The following is a 15024-nucleotide window of genomic DNA, read 5'->3' as shown; positions in this document are numbered from 1 at the left end:
ACTCGGCTTCTCGCCGGTCGTCTCGCTCAGCGTGCGCGGCGGCGGCGGGGCCGGGGTGCGAGTTTCAGTCCGAACAGCAGATCGGTATTCCGGGCCGGGGTCGGTTGTTCGGACATCCGGAGCAGACCCGCATGGCGGATCCAGCTGTGGTGCCAGTGGTACAGGTCCGGGAGGATCACCTCACACGCCGCCGCGAGCCTGCGCAGGCGGAAGCCTGCTCCGCCGATGGCGCCGGCGAACAGTTTGTCGTTGGGTGCGTCACGCGATTCCTGGTAGGCGCGGGCTTCGTAGAGCAACGGGCGCGCCACCGGCGGCACCACCCACACATACAGGTCGGACGCACGGGTGTAGCCGATCGGGCCGTTGAAGATCAGTGCGTCCGCGGTGAGCGCGACACAGGGAATCGCGTTGAGTTCCATCGCGGTGGCGCCGGTGAAGAGTGCGGTGGTGATCGCCGCCGCGTCGACCGGATCGGTGGTCCGGGCGCGGACCCGGGCGATGACGTCGTGGTCGATCGGGACCGTCGTCAGCCCCGGCCCGACCGAGTACGGCAGATCCGTCGGCAGGTCCAGTCGTAGACCGTGCAGCAGGAACGCCGCTTGAGCACCCCGCAGGCGTGTGATCGTGTGCCCACGGCTGGGGCTGTCGGCAACCAGCCCGCCGAGGAACCTGTACAGGCTCAGGATGTCGTTCCACTCGTCCACCACACCGGCGCCACGGCCGTGTTGGAAGCGATCCGGTGTGGTGAGGCGTGGTTGCAGCACCGCGAGCATGTATTCGGCGAGACCGGCCCCTCGGGGGCCCAGCCAGCTTCCCCCGCCGTTCTGGTTCAGGTTGTGCCTGCACGGCTGCCCGGTGTGTTCGGCCAGCCACCGGCAAGTCGTCTGGATTCCGTCGGAATAGACGGCGTCGATGCGCTCGAACTCCGCCGACGGCAGGCTTCGGTAGGCATCCGCCCGGAAGGTGGTGACGTCGCCATCCGGGATCTGCGGCAACAACTCGCCCCCGACCGCTTCGGAGAGAGTGATGATGCGCGATGGCCGGTGACTGCTCTGCCCGTAGCCGACCTGCCTGGTCGGGGGCTCGGGGACAACGATCCGCGTGGTCGCCGGCTCAGGGACATCGAGCCGCGTGGTGGGCGCGGAGGCGTCGCGACGGTCCGTCAGCCACCGCCACAGGTTTTCCTCCGGCACGCCGAGCCGCTGCGAGGTCGCTCGCACATGTTCGGCTGAAAGTTCGTTGTGTTCGTCGAGCTGAGCCAACCTTTCCAGCTCGGACGGACGCAGCGTGGGCACGCTTGCGTCGACCACAATCACGACCTCCTGAATTCTTGGGACCCGCGCGCGGCACCACGGTTCGAGACGACAGTTGTTGAGCATTTGATCACGTACCCGCGGGTAGGGCGGTGAATTCGACCGAGTTTCCGATGTTGTCTATGTCACCGGCGACGTGGCGATCTATCGGAAATCCGGTTCGACGAATGCGTTGTGCCTAGTCATCCCGGCTGTCGGTAGTGGCGACGGAAACATGGCAGCGATATGGACACCCGGAAAATTCATATCGCTCTGTCTACGGTGCTCGACACCGCCATTTCGGCGCACCCGGCCTCGGCGCCGTTCGAGCCGTCGTCGCGGGCGCCGCGCGCCGATCCGGCGCACGCCATGACCACCAGGCCGATGCCCAGCCACTGCGCCGCCCGCATGTCCTCGCCGAGCAGGAGCAATCCGACGCCGGCCGCCACCGCCGGCTCCAAGCTCATCATGACGCCGAACGTCGCGGGAGTGATCCGGCGCAGGGCCGCCATCTCGATGGCGTGCGGCACCAGCGACGAGAGCACGGCCAACGCCGCGGCACCCAGCAAGAAGATCGGATCTGCCAGCGCCACAGCATCGTTCGCGATCACCACCGGTAAGGCGAGCAGCCCGCCGAGACCCATCGCCAACGCCAATCCGTCGTGTCCAGCGGTATGCCTGCCGACCACAGCGCTGCAGGCGATGTAGGCGCCCCATCCCGCGCCGGCTGCCACCGCGAACAGCACGCCACTCCATGACACCGGCCCGTCGCCGTCGACCAGCAGCAACACACCCGCTCCGGCGAGAGCCACCCACAGCGCGTCGCGCAGGCGCCGCGACCCGATCAGAGCAATGGCGAGCGGACCGATGAAGTCGATCGTCACCGCCATACCCAGCGGAATGCGATCCAGTGCCGCATAAAAGCACAGGTTCATGCCCGCGATAGCCACACCCAGTCCGACGATCGGCAGCAGCGCTGTGCGCTCGATCCGCAGCGCCGGCCGCCACAACAGCATGGCGAACGCCCCGGCCAACACGATCCGAGCGCACGCGACCGTCACGGGCGAGGCAAGGGAGAACAGATGCTTGGCGATCACCGCGCCGAGCTGGATGCTGATCATCGCGCCCACCACGAGGAGCGAGAGGGGCACGCCCGCGCTCGGCGGGCCCAGCCGCGGCGCGGAACGTAGGGAAGCGTCCTGGACGGGACCGATGACCACGTAGTACTCCATTCCTGGACACGCCCGCGCCCCACCTGGGGGCGGCGTGCGAAGTTGTGCGTCGGCCGAACCGTTCTCACGAGTTCGACCCGACGCTTCGATTCATCTGTGCGAGAGGGCTTTTCGATCGCGGCGCCGCCGGGCGCGGAGGGGCGCGCAGATGCCCCGTGACTGCGCTGGGACGTAGCGAGCCGACGGCTGCGAGTTTGCGGCCGTCACGGCATCCGGCACAGTTTTCGGTCCGGACCAGCCGACCTCGCCGAAGGTGGACGACCTCGGTGAGTCATTCGCTGCGTGCGCCCATGCTTCACAGCCGGAGAACGTAAATGGGCCGAGCAACGTGCAGTGAGCCGATTGATTGCCAGAGTCAGGAAACAATGTTGCGAAATACGCTCCGGCGTGTGGAGTGCGGCACAAGGTACAGCGGTGATCGATTAATGCGCTGTGATATCAGCCGGTGCCGGTGAATTGCCGGTGCGCGGCGGCGGCCCGGGAGACCGACCGTGACCAGATCGAGAGCGAATTCTCAGCGTTCACACGGCCGACTCTCGCGAAGCCCAAATACTGAAGCGGTCTCATTGAAGGGTGCTGGTCGGCAGCACTCAGATCCCAGCCCCCGAGGAGACCAGCCCATGCACACCGGCACCACCGCGAGCATGCCGCGGATCGAGACATCGTGGCTGGGCGCGGCCATGGGCGCTTCGGCCTCTCGGCGTTCGTCACGGTCCATCAACGCCGACGCGGTCGCGATCGAGACGAACGCCACGACCGGATTCACCGCCTACGTCGTCGCCGACGGCATCGGAGATCATCTGCTCGGCGCCCGTGCGGCACGCACGGTGGCGGCCGCGGCGGCACGCACCGGAGCCCGCGATGGAGCGCGAGCGGGAATTCTCGCGGCGCAAGAGGAACTGCTGCGCGAGGTGCCGGAACCCTCGGCCGACAGCGTGCTCGTGGTGGCGGTAGCGCCTTCCGCCGGTCGACCCGACGGCCCCTGTGAAGTTGCCTGGGTCGGCGACTGTCGCGCGTATCGCTGGAACGGGCGGACGCTGCACCAGATCACCACCGACCACACCGTCGCCGAGTTGCACCGAGCGCGGGGGCTCGTTCCCACGCCGCGAATGGGACATCTGGTCACCACCTCGGCGCGCACCGTCCGGCCGGACGAGATCGGGTACGCCGCCACCGGGTCGAGCACGGGCAGGCTGCTGCTGAGCACCGACGGCGTGCACAAGCCGCTGGGCATCGCCACCGTCAAAGCGATCCTCGCGCAGGGTGACACCGCCCACGCGATCGCGAACAACCTGGTGGACGACGCCCTCCTGGCCGGAGGAAGGGACAACGCCACCGCGCTGGTCGTGGACCTGCCTTTCCGCACCGCCGACGGTTGAGCCCGGATGCTCACGCCGGGTGAGACCCCCGGACCACCCACGACGCGAATCGAATAAATGTCGAAATGCTATGAATCGAGTTCGCTCGGGCGCAGTATGTCGCTGTGGAGCTGACAGCCGTGCGCATCGACAAACCGGACGAACTCAACGTCGTCATCGGACAGTCCCACTTCATCAAAACCGTGGAGGACCTGCACGAGGCGCTGGTGGGGGTGAGCCCCCACCTGCGCTTCGGGCTGGCATTCTGCGAGGCCTCCGGTCCGCGCCTGGTCCGCCGCTCCGGCAACGACGAGTCCCTCGTCGAGCTCGCCACCAAGAACGCCCTCGACATCGGGGCGGGACACTCGTTCGTCGTCTTCCTCCGCGAGGGCTACCCGGTCAACGTGCTCAACGCCGTGCGGCAGGTCCCGGAGGTCTGCGGAATCTTCTGCGCCACAGCCAATCCGGTGGACGTACTGATCGCCGAAACAGAACTCGGCAGAGGCATCGTCGGAGTGGTCGACGGATTCGTACCGCTCGGTGTCGAGAATGCCGACGACCAGGCGGCCCGCAGGCAGCTGTTGCGCCAGATCGGCTACAAACTGTAGGACCGCGGTGAGCGAACCTCCGAGCCGGCCTGGGCGAGGCGGGCGCCCGCGGCCTCAGCCGAGCTCCGCCAGTTGCGGGACGGCAGGCGCCATGCCATCGATCCACGCGGCAGGCGAACCGGTGGTGGGAGTGACGATGACAGCATCGATGCCGAGTTCGGCGTAGGGGGCCATCTGCCGGACGAAATCCTCGCGGTCCTCCGGGCTCGGCCGCGGGTTGTTGGCGATTATCGTCTTGCGGATCTCGTCGTAGTCACGGCCGACGTCGTCGCAGTGCCGTCGCAGCACATCGAGCTTGTGCTCGACATCCGCGGGCGCGGAGCCGAACAGGTTGCAGGCGTCGCCGTACTGCGCGACCAATCGCAGCGTCTTGCGCTCCCCGCCACCGCCGATGAGCATCTTCGGCCGAGTGATGGGCTGCGGCGAGCACAGCGTCTCGGCCAGCTGGTAGTACTTCCCGTCGAAGGATCCGTTGTCCTGCGGGTCCCACATCTGGCGGCAGATGCGCAGCGTCTCCTCCAGCCGCTCGAACCGTTCGGCGGTCGAGGGAAACGCCACGCCGAGCCCGCGGTGTTCGCGCTCGAACCAGGCGGCGCCGATCCCGAGAACTGCCCGGCCGCCGGAGAGGACGTCGAGTGTGGTGACGATCTTCGCGAGCAGGCCGGGGTGGCGATAGGTCACGCCGGTGACGAGCAGGCCGAGGTCGACGCTCGAAGTGTGCGCCGCCAGGTAGCCGAGGGTGGTGTAGCCCTCCAACATGTTCGCCTCCGCGGGCAGGCCGGTCGGCTCGATCTGGAAGTAGTGGTCCATGAACGACAACCAGGTCGCTCCGGACTCCTCCGCCGCCGCTCCCACCCGCGCCAGCTCACCGGCGATCGCGGTCGTACCACCGTCGATATCGAAGATCGGGATGTGGAAACCGAGTTCCATGCCATGGACCCTTCTGCTGGTCAACCCTGTACGACCGCACACTAAGTGCTGGAGCGCACTCCAGGTCAAGCCTCGGACTCGAGCCCCTCGGACCCGCGGCCGATACAGCTCGAGGGACGGACCGCCTCGCCGCGCGGGCGGTCAGCCGACGGTCTCGGGGCGGTCGGACAGTCCGAGACGGAGGTGTTCGCTGTGGTAGATCGCCTCGTCCAGTAATTGGGCGACGTGATTGTCGTAGAGGGTGTAGACGATGCTGCGACCGGTCCGCGTTCCGGTGACCAGGCCCAGGTTGCGCAGCAGCCGGAGCTGGTGGGAGACGGCGGACTGTTCCATGCCGATGGCGTCGGCCAGCGCACTCACCGACAGCGGACCCTGGCGCAGTTCGGTGAGGATCATCAACCGGCTCGGGGTGGCCAGCGCCTGCAGGGTGGTCGCTACGTGTGCGGCAGATTCCGGATCCAGGCGTGCGACAGGGCGGTCTCTGCCTTCGACGCCGTGTCCCATAAGGGAAAAGCATACTCTAGGAACAAATGAAGACATGTTCATGTTTTCTGATATGGTCGGGCGGTCTGTTCGCTGCTGTCTTGGAGGTGACCTGTGGCCGCGCCGACTCTCGCGCCGACCCGTCCGACTCCGTCATCCGGTCTCGTGCCCGCGCGCCGGACCAGGCTGTTCGCCCTACCGGAAGTGCGGTGGGCCGCCGCGGCCGTGCTGTTGTTCCTGACCGGCCTGGCGGCGCAGCTGGCCGATGGCCCGCAATGGGTCTGGTGGGGCCTGTACCTGGCCTGTTATGCCGCCGGCGGGTGGGAGCCGGGCTGGTCCGGATTGCGCGCCCTGCGGGACAGGACACTCGATGTCGACCTGCTCATGGTCGTCGCCGCGATCGGCGCCGCGTCGATCGGCCAGATCACCGACGGCGCGTTGCTGATCGTCATCTTCGCCACCTCCGGCGCCCTGGAAGCACTGGCCACCGCCCGGACCGAGGACTCGGTGCGCGGACTGCTCGACCTCACGCCGGACACCGCGACCCGGATCGCCCGCGACGGCGACGAGGAGACCGTGCACGCCGCCGAATTACGCGTCGGGGACGTCGCGGTGGTGCGGCCCGGTGAGCGGATCCCCGCTGACGCGACGGTGATCTCCGGCGGCAGCGAGGTCGATCAGGCCACGATCACCGGCGAACCGCTGCCTATGGACAAAACCACGGGTGACGAGGTGTTCGCAGGCACCCTGAACGGCACCGGCGCGCTACACATCCGCGTCGATCGCCGCGCCGAGGACTCCGTGGTCGCGCGGATCGCGGCCCTTGTCGAAGAGGCGGCCCGAACCAAAGCGCGCACACAGCTTTTCATCGAGAAGGTGGAGCAGCGCTACTCGATCGGCATGGTCGCGGTCACCCTCGCGGTGTTCGCCATCCCCCTACTGCTCGGCGACACGCTACAGCGGGCGCTGTTGCGAGCGATGACGTTCATGATCGTCGCCTCCCCCTGCGCGGTGGTGCTGGCCACCATGCCACCGTTGCTGGCGGCCATCGCCAACGCGGGCCGCCACGGCGTACTGGTCAAGTCCGCCGTGGTCATGGAGAAGCTCGGCGCCACCACGCACGTCGCCTTCGACAAGACCGGCACCTTGACCCGCGGCATCCCCGAGATCGCCGAAATCCGTTGCCTGGACGAGCGTTTCACCGAGGACGAGGTGCTTCGGCTCGCAGCTGCGGCCGAGCGCCCGAGCGAGCATCCCCTGGCGGCGGCGATCGTGCGCGCGGCCCGCGGCCGAGATCTGCGCCTGCCCGAGGTCACCGAGTTCACCGCACATCCCGGCCGCGGTGTGACCGCCCTCGTCGGCGACCGCCTCGTCGGGGTCGGCTCCCCCGCCACGGCAGGACCCGGCCTCGACTCCGGGCAAGCCACCGTCGAGGCCGTGCAGGCCCGCGGCTACACCGCCGTGATCGTGACCTGCGAGCACCAGCCGATCGGGCTGCTGGCCCTCACCGACCAGCTCAGGCCGGAAGCGTCCGCGGCCGTGCGCGCCGCGACCGAGCTGACCGGCGCGGAGCCGGCGCTGCTGACCGGTGACAACCGCGCCACCGCCGACCGGCTCGCCGCTCGGGTCGGCATCACCGACGTGCGCGCCGACCTCCTGCCCGACGACAAGGTGACGGCGGTGCGGCAGTGGCAGGCCGACGGGCGGAAAGTGATCGTGGTCGGTGACGGCATCAACGACGCCCCGGCCCTCGCCGCGGCCGAGGTCGGCATCGCCATGGGCGGTGCCGGATCGGACCTGACCCTGCAGACCGCGGATGCCGTCGTCGTGCGCGACGATCTGACCACGATCCCGGCGGTGATCGCGTTGTCCCGGCAGGCGCGCCGCGTGGTGATCGCCAACTTGGCCATCGCCGCCACTTTCATCGGCGTGCTGGTCGTCTGGGACCTTGCCGGAACCCTGCCCCTCCCGCTGGGCGTCGCCGGACACGAGGGTTCCACCGTTATCGTCGGACTCAACGGATTACGCCTGCTGCGCCGCGCGGCATGGGAGCGGGCCGCCGGGATACGGGACTGACGCAGGCGCAAAACGATCAATGCCGCGGTGCGGGAGCGATTCCCGCACCGCGGCAGCGCGACGGACTAGTCCGCGCGGACCTCGCTGCGGTCGCCGCTCCACAGCGTGTGGAACTTGCCTTCGGCGTCGACACGTTCGTAGGTGTGGGCACCGAAGAAGTCACGCTGCGCCTGGGTGAGCGCGGCGGGAAGGCGCTCGGCGCGCAGGGCGTCGTAGTACGACAGGGAGGACGCGAACGCAGGCACCGGAATTCCGAGCAGGGTCGCGGTGGACACGACGCGGCGCCAGCTGTCGATAGCGGTCTCGATCGCTTCGCGGAAGTAGGGCGCGAGGATCAAGCTCGGCAGCGCCGGGTTCTCGTCGTAGGCTTCCTTGATCCGGTTGAGGAACCGGGCCCGGATGATGCAGCCGCCGCGCCAGATCGTCGCCAGGTCGCCGGGGCGCAGTCCCCAGTCGTATTCCGCACTGCCCGCGGCGATCTGGTCGAAGCCTTGCGCGTAGGCGACCACCTTCGAGGCGTACAGAGCTTGACGGATGTCTTCGGTGAACTGCTCGACATCGGTGGGCTTGTCGGCCAACCGGCCCGACGCGAGTCCCTCAGCGGCCCTGCGCTGATCGCGGGAACCCGACAGCGCCCGCGCGAACACCGCTTCGGCGATGCCGGTCACCGGCACGCCCAGGTCGAGTGCGGACTTCACCGTCCAGCGTCCGGTGCCTTTCTGTTCGGCCGCGTCGACGATGACGTCCACCAGCGGCTTGCCGGTCTTCGCGTCCACCTGGCTGAGCACCTCGGCGGTGATCTCGACGAGGTAGCTCTCCAGGTCGCCGGAGTTCCACTGGATGAACACGTCGGCGATCTGCTTGGCGTCGAAACCGAGCGCGTCGCGGAACAGGTGGTAGGCCTCACCGATCAGCTGCATGTCGGCGTACTCGATGCCGTTGTGCACCATCTTGACGAAATGTCCGGAGCCGTCCGGGCCGATGTGGGTGCAGCAGGGCGTGCCGTCCACCTTCGCCGCGATGGATTCCAGCAGCGGGCCGAGCGAGTCGTAGGACTCCTTGGGGCCGCCCGGCATGATCGCGGGGCCGTTGAGCGCACCCTCCTCGCCACCGGAGATGCCGGCGCCCACGAAGTTCAGCCCACGCTCGCGCATGGCGGCTTCCCGCCGAATGGTGTCGGTGTAGAGGGCGTTGCCACCGTCGATGATGATGTCGCCCGGTTCCATCGCGGCCGCCAGTTCCTCGATGACCGCGTCGGTCGCGGTTCCGGCCTTGACCATGATCAGCACCCGGCGCGGCTTCTCCAGCGCTGCGACGAACTCCTCGATCGTTTCGGTCCGCACGAAGTCGCCGTCGTCGCCGTGTGCCTCGAGCAGTGCGTCGGTCTTGGCGACGGAGCGGTTGTGCAGCGCGACGGTATAGCCGTTCCTGGCGAAGTTCCGTGCGATGTTGCTACCCATGACCGCCAGACCGGTGACACCGATCTGTGCACGCGCTGTAGAGGTCGACATCAATCAGCTCTCTTCGTTCGACAGGGCGGCGCGTCCGCGCGAAGCTGTTCGGCGGCTGCATCGTGGAGTCCGTTCCACGACGCTTCAGACCTTACCTACCTCGCCGATGCGCGCACGGACGGCATGCGAGCCGCTCCATGTGGTCGCGCACGCCCGCGACGGCGGAACCTCAACGGCCGGGCGATGCGGGACGGGACGCCAATTGCTCGCGAATCTCGATGAACGCGTCGGCCAACTGGTGAATGCCCGGCGCCTCCACGGGATAGTGTCCCGCCGCGTCCAGCACGACCAGGCGCTTCGGCGCGGCGATCCGATCGAAGAACGCCCGGCTCAGGCACAGCGGTGTCCATCGGTCGGCGCCCGGGTGAACCAGCCACACCGGGCAGCCGGTGAATTGCTCGGGTTCGAGCGCACTGTTCGAGGCGGCCGAATGCCTGCGCGCCGAGGAACCGCCGCTGGCGGAAACCATCCGGCAGCTGGTCGTCGCCGTGGTGGAGCTGCACACCGCGCAACCGGACATGCACCGGCTGCTGTTCGATCAGGCGCCCCGCACGCCGAAGGCATCGCGCGCCTGCGGCAACTCGAAAAGGCCCTCGCAGCGCCGACGGATGCTGCCGGGCCGTCATCGATCTCTGGACCCGAGCGCTCACTCAGCCGGCCGACCCTGGCCAATCGGTCGCCGGATCATCGTGAGTCAGCCCGCACAGGCTGATTCGGCTTCGAAGCCGGGACCTGCGGCGATCGGCGCATCTGTGGTGCCGCGCTCACCGTAGGCGATCCGTTCCAGCAGATCCAGCGCCTCGCCGACCTTGGGCAACTCGCCGGACCGCAAGCTCTCGGACAATACCTGCGCCAGAGCATCGTTCGCCGACGCTTGGTGGCCGCACACCCAGGCCCGGCCTTCGTCGGTGAGCGTCAGATTCACCCGGCGTCCGTCGTTCGGATCACGCACGCCCACGACCAAGCCCTGATCGCGCAAGCCGTCGACCACGTTGCGCATCGTCTGCGGGCGCAGCATCTCCAGCCGCGCCAGGTCTACCGCGGCCAGCGCGCCGTAACGGTGCAGGCGTCCCAGCACCGCCCACTGCGTCGCGGACAGCCGCCGCTCCTCGGGATCCCTTCGGGCGCGCCGCAGGATCACGGTCGACGCGATGCGCAGGCGGGCGGCCATGCTGGACAGTTCTGTGGCGTCCGCGGTGTCTGCGCTCACGGGCGGCTCCCTCTGCTTACCTGATCGACAACGATCCCCGGGGTGGCGATAGCTGCGGGAAGCCTACTCGACAGTAGGACCCGCGCGTCGTTTATGACGAAATCGTCATACCGGCCGGAGCGCCCCTATGAAACCATCCCGGGGCGCCAGGGACCCGGATGCGGCCCGACCTCGCCATGGACATTCCGATACGCGACACTGACCGCGATGGGCACACAGGCGAACGGCGGCCGGCCACGGCGCAGACCACCTCATCGGCGCGAGATGATCCTGCACGCCGCGGTCGACGCCTTCGCGCACGGCGGCTACTACGGCACGACGATGGCCGATATCGCGGCGGCGGTCGGCATCTCGGCGACGGCGCTGTACCGGCACTTCCGCAACAAGCAGCAGCTCTTGGGGCAGTGCCTGCTGGTGGGGCTCGACGACACCTTGGACCGGCTCGACGCCGCGTATCGCTCCGACGATTCCGGCGGTGCGGTCCTGGCCGAACTGGTCCGGGTCGCACTCGAACTGCGCGGCCTGCCGCGACTGTGGCAACTCGAGTTCCGCAATCTGACCGCCGCGGACAAGACCGCGGTGCTGGTGCGCGCCACGCGGATCACCCGGTACCTGCGCCACACGATCCGCATGCGCCGACCCGAGCTGAGCGCCGCGGATGTCGAGCTGCTGAGCTGGTGCGTGCTGTCGATCGCCGTCAGCCCTTCCTATCACCGCGCCGAGTTGCCCGCGCCTGCGGCCGCGCAGGTGCTCGACGCCGCCGTCGCCGCGGTGATCGCCACCGAGATGCCCGAGCACTCTGCGGGCCATGCGCCGAGTCGGCCACCGCGCACGGAGACCGGCAACACCGCACTGGATCGAGCACTGCGGTCGGAGCGGATGATCGCCGAAGCGGCGCGACTGTTCAGCACCCGCGGCTACGCGGCCGTGGGCATCGAAGACATCGGCGCGGCCGTCGGCGTCACCGGACCCGCCTTGTACCATCACTTTTCGAGCAAAGCCGAGCTGCTGGACCAGATCGTCCGGCGCCAGGACGAGTGGCTTCGACTGCTGCTCGCCCGGGCGATCGCCGAGGGCCGCAGCGCCGAGGAATCCATGCGCTCACTCATGCGCAGCTTCGCCCAGCTGGGCGTGGACGAGCCCGATCTGCTCGCCATCACCGTCAGCGAGACCCGGCACCTGCCAGGCGAGGCGGTACAGCGCTACCGCAGGGTGCGCCTGGACGGCATCGCCCAGTGGGCGCGCATGTTGCAGGCCGTACGACCGGACTTGTCCGCTCCGGCTGCCCGGGTGCTCAGCCGCGCCGTCACCACCGTGGTCATCGATGCCGTCCGCAATCCGCGCTTCCGGCGTCGCGCCGACCTCGTCGACGTACTCGTGGCGATCGGAGAGCGGATCGAAACGTCCCGGATCCATGGCCGAGTTACCGCCCAGTGATTTATGCCACTTAGTCGCAATTAACTTATTCAGCCCAATTACCCGCTATCAGCGGATAGAACGCAATCGGACATTCGACCATCTACTTAGTAGTCATTAACATCGGATTGATTTCGGGTTCCCGGTGCCGCACAGTGTGCCGTGGGTGATCACCTGTGCGTGCGCCCGCCGAATCCCATGCCGGTCCACCGGCCGTTCCTCGAAAGGCCCTGGCTCGTGAGCCATTACAAGAGCAACGTGCGTGACCTCGAGTTCAACCTGTTCGAGGTGTACGGACTCGACGACATCCTCCGCACCGGAGCATTCGGTGACCTGGACGGCGACACCGTGCGGTCGATGCTGGCGGAGGCTGCGCGCCTGGCCGAAGGGCCGGTCGCCGAGCCGTTCGCCGAAACCGACCGCAATCCCCCGGTTTTCGATGCGGCCACCCACTCGGTCAGCCTGCCGGACTCGTTCAAGAAGGCCGTGCGCGCCTGGTACGACGCCGAATGGTGGCGCGTCGGCAAGGCCGAGGCGATCGGCGGTGTGCCCGCCCCCTCGATGGTCGGCTGGGCGATCAGCGAATTCGTCCTGGGGGCGCAGCCCGCGGCTTACATGTACCTGACCGGGCCGATGATGGCCAACATCATGCACGGCATCGGCACCGAGCAACAGCAGCGCTGGGCCCGGTACATGACCGAAAACGGATGGGGCGCCACCATGGTGCTGACCGAGCCCGACGCCGGTTCCGACGTCGGCGCGGGCCGCACCAAAGCGGTCGAGCAGGAAGACGGCTCCTGGCACATCGAGGGCGTCAAGCGGTTCATCACCTCCGCCGACTCCGACGACCTGTTCCCGAACATCATGCACCTGGTGCTGGCCCGCCCCGAGGGCGCAGGACCGGGCACCAAGGGCCTGTCGCTGTTCTTCGTGCCGAAGTTCCACTTCGACCACCAGACCGGTGAGCTGGGCGAGCGCAACGGCGTCTTCGTCACCAACGTCGAGCACAAGATGGGCCTGAAAGCGTCCGCCACCTGCGAGGTCACCTTCGGCGGCCACGGCATCCCGGCCAAGGGCTGGCTGGTCGGCGAGGTGCACAACGGCATCGCGCAGATGTTCGAGGTCATCGAAGAAGCCCGCATGATGGTGGGCACCAAGGCCATCGCGACCCTGTCCACCGGCTACCTCAATGCCCTCGAATACGCGAAGACCCGCGTGCAGGGCAGCGACCTGACCCGGATGGCGGACAAGACCGCGCCGAAGGTGACCATCACCCGCCATGCGGACGTGCGCCGGTCGCTGATGATGCAGAAGGCGTACGCCGAGGGCCTTCGGGCGATCTACCTTTACACCGCCGCCCACCAGAACGCCGATGTGGCCCAGCATGTTTCCGGCGCGGACGCCGACTTGGCCGCGCGGGTCAACGATCTGCTGCTGCCGATCGTCAAGGGTGTCGGCTCGGAGCGGGCCTACCAGTACCTGACCGAGTCGCTGCAGACCCTGGGCGGTTCCGGCTTCCTGCAGGACTACCCGATCGAGCAGTACATCCGCGACGCGAAGATCGACTCGCTCTACGAGGGCACCACCGCCATCCAGGCACAGGACTTCTTCTTCCGCAAGATCGCCCGTGACCGCGGCGTCGCGCTCGCCCACGTGGCGGGCAAGATCCGGGACACGGCGCAGTCCCCCGCCGGCGACGGCCGGCTCAAGGCCGAGAAGGTCCTGCTCGCCACCGCGCTGGAAGACGTGCAGGACATGGCCAGCCGATTCACCCAGCATCTGCTCGACGCGCAAGAGCATCCCGGCGAGCTGTACAAGATCGGCCTGAACTCCGTCCGGTTCCTGCTCGCCGTCGGCGATCTCCTCGTCGCCTGGCGGTTGATCGTCGCCGCCGAGATCGCCCTCGCCGCGGTGGATGCGGGCGCGGGCGAGCAGGACCGCGCTTTCTATCAGGGCAAAATCGCCGTCGCGTCGTTCTTCGCCAAGACCGTCCTGCCCCACCTCAGCGCGGAATGGTCGGTCATCTCCGACGTCGACACCACGGTCATGGAGCTCGACGAAGCCGCCTTCTGAATCAGACGCGCTCCTCGGCGTATCCTCCGCCGTCGGCCACCGCGAGACCGCGGCCGGTTGTACACCGGCCGCGGTTTCCGGCTTACCGGCACCTCCGGGCCTTCGCGGCAGGCTTCACGTCGCCCCTGACAGCCGCGACGATCGTCGTCTAGCATTTGACTGTGCCGTCGCGTCAGCGGATGGACTGAGAACCGATATCGAACGCTCGGGTGAGGATCGCGCTCCCCGAGGTCGGCATTCGGCCCCGGCCGGCTCCCATGCCGAGGCATCGACGATGAAGGCCGAAGACGATGAAGGCCGACGAAGATGAAGGCCGACGAAGATGAAGGCCGACGAAGATGAGGGCCGACGAAGTTGCACGGCGAGAATCCCAGCACTTGCCGCAGCGGAACTGCTCGTCGTCAGCACAGGCATTTTCTTCGGACGACCGGGCTGGCGGTGTCCAGCCCATCCGCAGGACGGAGGGCCCATCGATGCCTTCGAGGAATACAAACGCGGAACAGCTTTCCCCGGAATCATCGGACGGACGACCGATGTGTCGTTCAACCCTGGCGGAATGACCTGCGGCGCCAACCCGGGCTCCGCGGTGGTATCCGACTACGACCCGCCCTTCCGGTTCACCGGCACCCTGCACACGGTGGTCGTCGACCTCTCCGGAGAGCTGATCACCGACGTCCAGAGCGAAATGCGCATGCACATGGCGCGGCAGTAGCGCGAGCACCGACCAGAACCGCCGGTGCCCGGCTGTCCTCGAGAGGGGCGAAGAACCCGCACGAGAACAGCCCCGAAAATGCCGGGACTGTTCTCGTGCCGGACGTTCCGATTCGGGTCGTGA

General features: G+C 67.9%; 13 protein-coding genes. 6 read left to right on the top strand and 7 right to left on the bottom strand.

The window, feature by feature from the left end; translation table 11 throughout:
* Nucleotides 1-26 precede the first annotated feature (26 nt).
* Both IU450_RS12430 and IU450_RS12425 read right to left on the bottom strand, forming a co-directional pair.
* Nucleotides 27-1310, bottom strand: coding sequence for a hypothetical protein (locus tag IU450_RS12430; RefSeq protein WP_195149917.1), 1284 nt, complete (start codon nt 1308-1310; stop codon nt 27-29).
* A gap of 245 nt (nt 1311-1555) precedes the next feature.
* Entirely contained in the window at nt 1556-2512 is a 957-nt protein-coding gene (locus IU450_RS12425; protein ID WP_324197644.1) for an EamA family transporter, read from the bottom strand.
* A gap of 632 nt (nt 2513-3144) precedes the next feature.
* Here IU450_RS12425 and IU450_RS12420 point away from each other — a divergent pair.
* Both IU450_RS12420 and IU450_RS12415 read left to right on the top strand, forming a co-directional pair.
* Entirely contained in the window at nt 3145-3903 is a 759-nt protein-coding gene (locus IU450_RS12420) for a PP2C family protein-serine/threonine phosphatase (protein WP_228834445.1), read from the top strand.
* Nucleotides 3904-4007: 104 nt separating this feature from the next.
* On the top strand, nt 4008-4490 hold the full coding sequence (locus IU450_RS12415; protein ID WP_195149915.1) for an adenosine-specific kinase: 483 nt from the start codon (nt 4008-4010) through the stop codon (nt 4488-4490).
* Between the two features lie 54 nt (nt 4491-4544).
* Here IU450_RS12415 and IU450_RS12410 read toward each other — a convergent pair whose 3' ends face one another.
* Together IU450_RS12410 and IU450_RS12405 are read right to left on the bottom strand one after the other, a co-directional pair.
* Nucleotides 4545-5420, bottom strand: coding sequence for an LLM class F420-dependent oxidoreductase (locus IU450_RS12410; RefSeq protein WP_195149914.1), 876 nt, complete (start codon nt 5418-5420; stop codon nt 4545-4547).
* 141 nt (nt 5421-5561) lie between these two features.
* A complete protein-coding gene (locus IU450_RS12405; RefSeq protein ID WP_043687098.1) occupies nt 5562-5924 on the bottom strand; it encodes an ArsR/SmtB family transcription factor in 363 nt (120 codons plus the stop codon).
* Between the two features lie 93 nt (nt 5925-6017).
* Between IU450_RS12405 and IU450_RS12400 the strand changes: the two genes are divergently transcribed.
* A complete protein-coding gene (locus tag IU450_RS12400; RefSeq protein ID WP_195149913.1) occupies nt 6018-7979 on the top strand; it encodes a heavy metal translocating P-type ATPase in 1962 nt (653 codons plus the stop codon).
* A 65-nt stretch (nt 7980-8044) separates the two neighbouring features.
* Here IU450_RS12400 and gndA read toward each other — a convergent pair whose 3' ends face one another.
* The 3 genes from gndA to IU450_RS12380 all read right to left on the bottom strand — a co-directional run bounded on the left by gndA (nt 8045) and on the right by IU450_RS12380 (nt 10700).
* On the bottom strand, nt 8045-9490 hold the full coding sequence (gene gndA / locus IU450_RS12395) for an NADP-dependent phosphogluconate dehydrogenase (RefSeq protein ID WP_195149912.1): 1446 nt from the start codon (nt 9488-9490) through the stop codon (nt 8045-8047).
* Between the two features lie 169 nt (nt 9491-9659).
* Nucleotides 9660-9959 carry an alpha/beta hydrolase gene (locus IU450_RS12390; protein WP_195149911.1) on the bottom strand — a complete coding sequence of 100 codons (300 nt, stop codon included), beginning with the start codon at nt 9957-9959 and terminating at the stop codon, nt 9660-9662.
* Between the two features lie 225 nt (nt 9960-10184).
* Nucleotides 10185-10700, bottom strand: a complete 516-nt coding sequence (locus IU450_RS12380) for a MarR family winged helix-turn-helix transcriptional regulator (RefSeq protein ID WP_195149909.1) — start codon at nt 10698-10700, stop codon at nt 10185-10187.
* Between the two features lie 207 nt (nt 10701-10907).
* Here IU450_RS12380 and IU450_RS12375 point away from each other — a divergent pair, with 207 nt between their 5' ends.
* The 3 genes from IU450_RS12375 to IU450_RS12365 all read left to right on the top strand — a co-directional run bounded on the left by IU450_RS12375 (nt 10908) and on the right by IU450_RS12365 (nt 14901).
* Nucleotides 10908-12137: a TetR/AcrR family transcriptional regulator gene (locus IU450_RS12375; RefSeq protein ID WP_195149908.1), complete on the top strand. Its 1230-nt coding sequence runs from the start codon at nt 10908-10910 to the stop codon at nt 12135-12137.
* Between the two features lie 216 nt (nt 12138-12353).
* Nucleotides 12354-14189 carry an acyl-CoA dehydrogenase gene (locus IU450_RS12370; protein WP_195149907.1) on the top strand — a complete coding sequence of 612 codons (1836 nt, stop codon included), beginning with the start codon at nt 12354-12356 and terminating at the stop codon, nt 14187-14189.
* A 556-nt stretch (nt 14190-14745) separates the two neighbouring features.
* Entirely contained in the window at nt 14746-14901 is a 156-nt protein-coding gene (locus IU450_RS12365) for a hypothetical protein (RefSeq protein WP_228834444.1), read from the top strand.
* The last annotated feature ends 123 nt before the right edge of the window (nt 14902-15024 follow it).

This window comes from Nocardia abscessus, assembly GCF_015477775.1.
GTDB classification, from domain to species: domain Bacteria; phylum Actinomycetota; class Actinomycetes; order Mycobacteriales; family Mycobacteriaceae; genus Nocardia; species Nocardia abscessus_A.
The sequence above is the reverse complement of the archived record's forward strand: the minus strand, read 5'-3'. Positions and strand labels throughout refer to the sequence as shown.

Coding starts and splice junctions, on each gene's coding strand:
- IU450_RS12375 (WP_195149908.1), top strand. CDS start 10,908: ATGGGCACACAGGCGAACGGCGGCCGGCCACGGCGCAGACCACCTCAT.
- IU450_RS12420 (WP_228834445.1), top strand. CDS start 3,145: ATGCACACCGGCACCACCGCGAGCATGCCGCGGATCGAGACATCGTGG.
- IU450_RS12405 (WP_043687098.1), bottom strand. CDS start 5,924: ATGGGACACGGCGTCGAAGGCAGAGACCGCCCTGTCGCACGCCTGGAT.
- IU450_RS12410 (WP_195149914.1), bottom strand. CDS start 5,420: ATGGAACTCGGTTTCCACATCCCGATCTTCGATATCGACGGTGGTACG.
- IU450_RS12365 (WP_228834444.1), top strand. CDS start 14,746: ATGACCTGCGGCGCCAACCCGGGCTCCGCGGTGGTATCCGACTACGAC.
- gndA (WP_195149912.1), bottom strand. CDS start 9,490: ATGTCGACCTCTACAGCGCGTGCACAGATCGGTGTCACCGGTCTGGCG.
- IU450_RS12390 (WP_195149911.1), bottom strand. CDS start 9,959: ATGGTTTCCGCCAGCGGCGGTTCCTCGGCGCGCAGGCATTCGGCCGCC.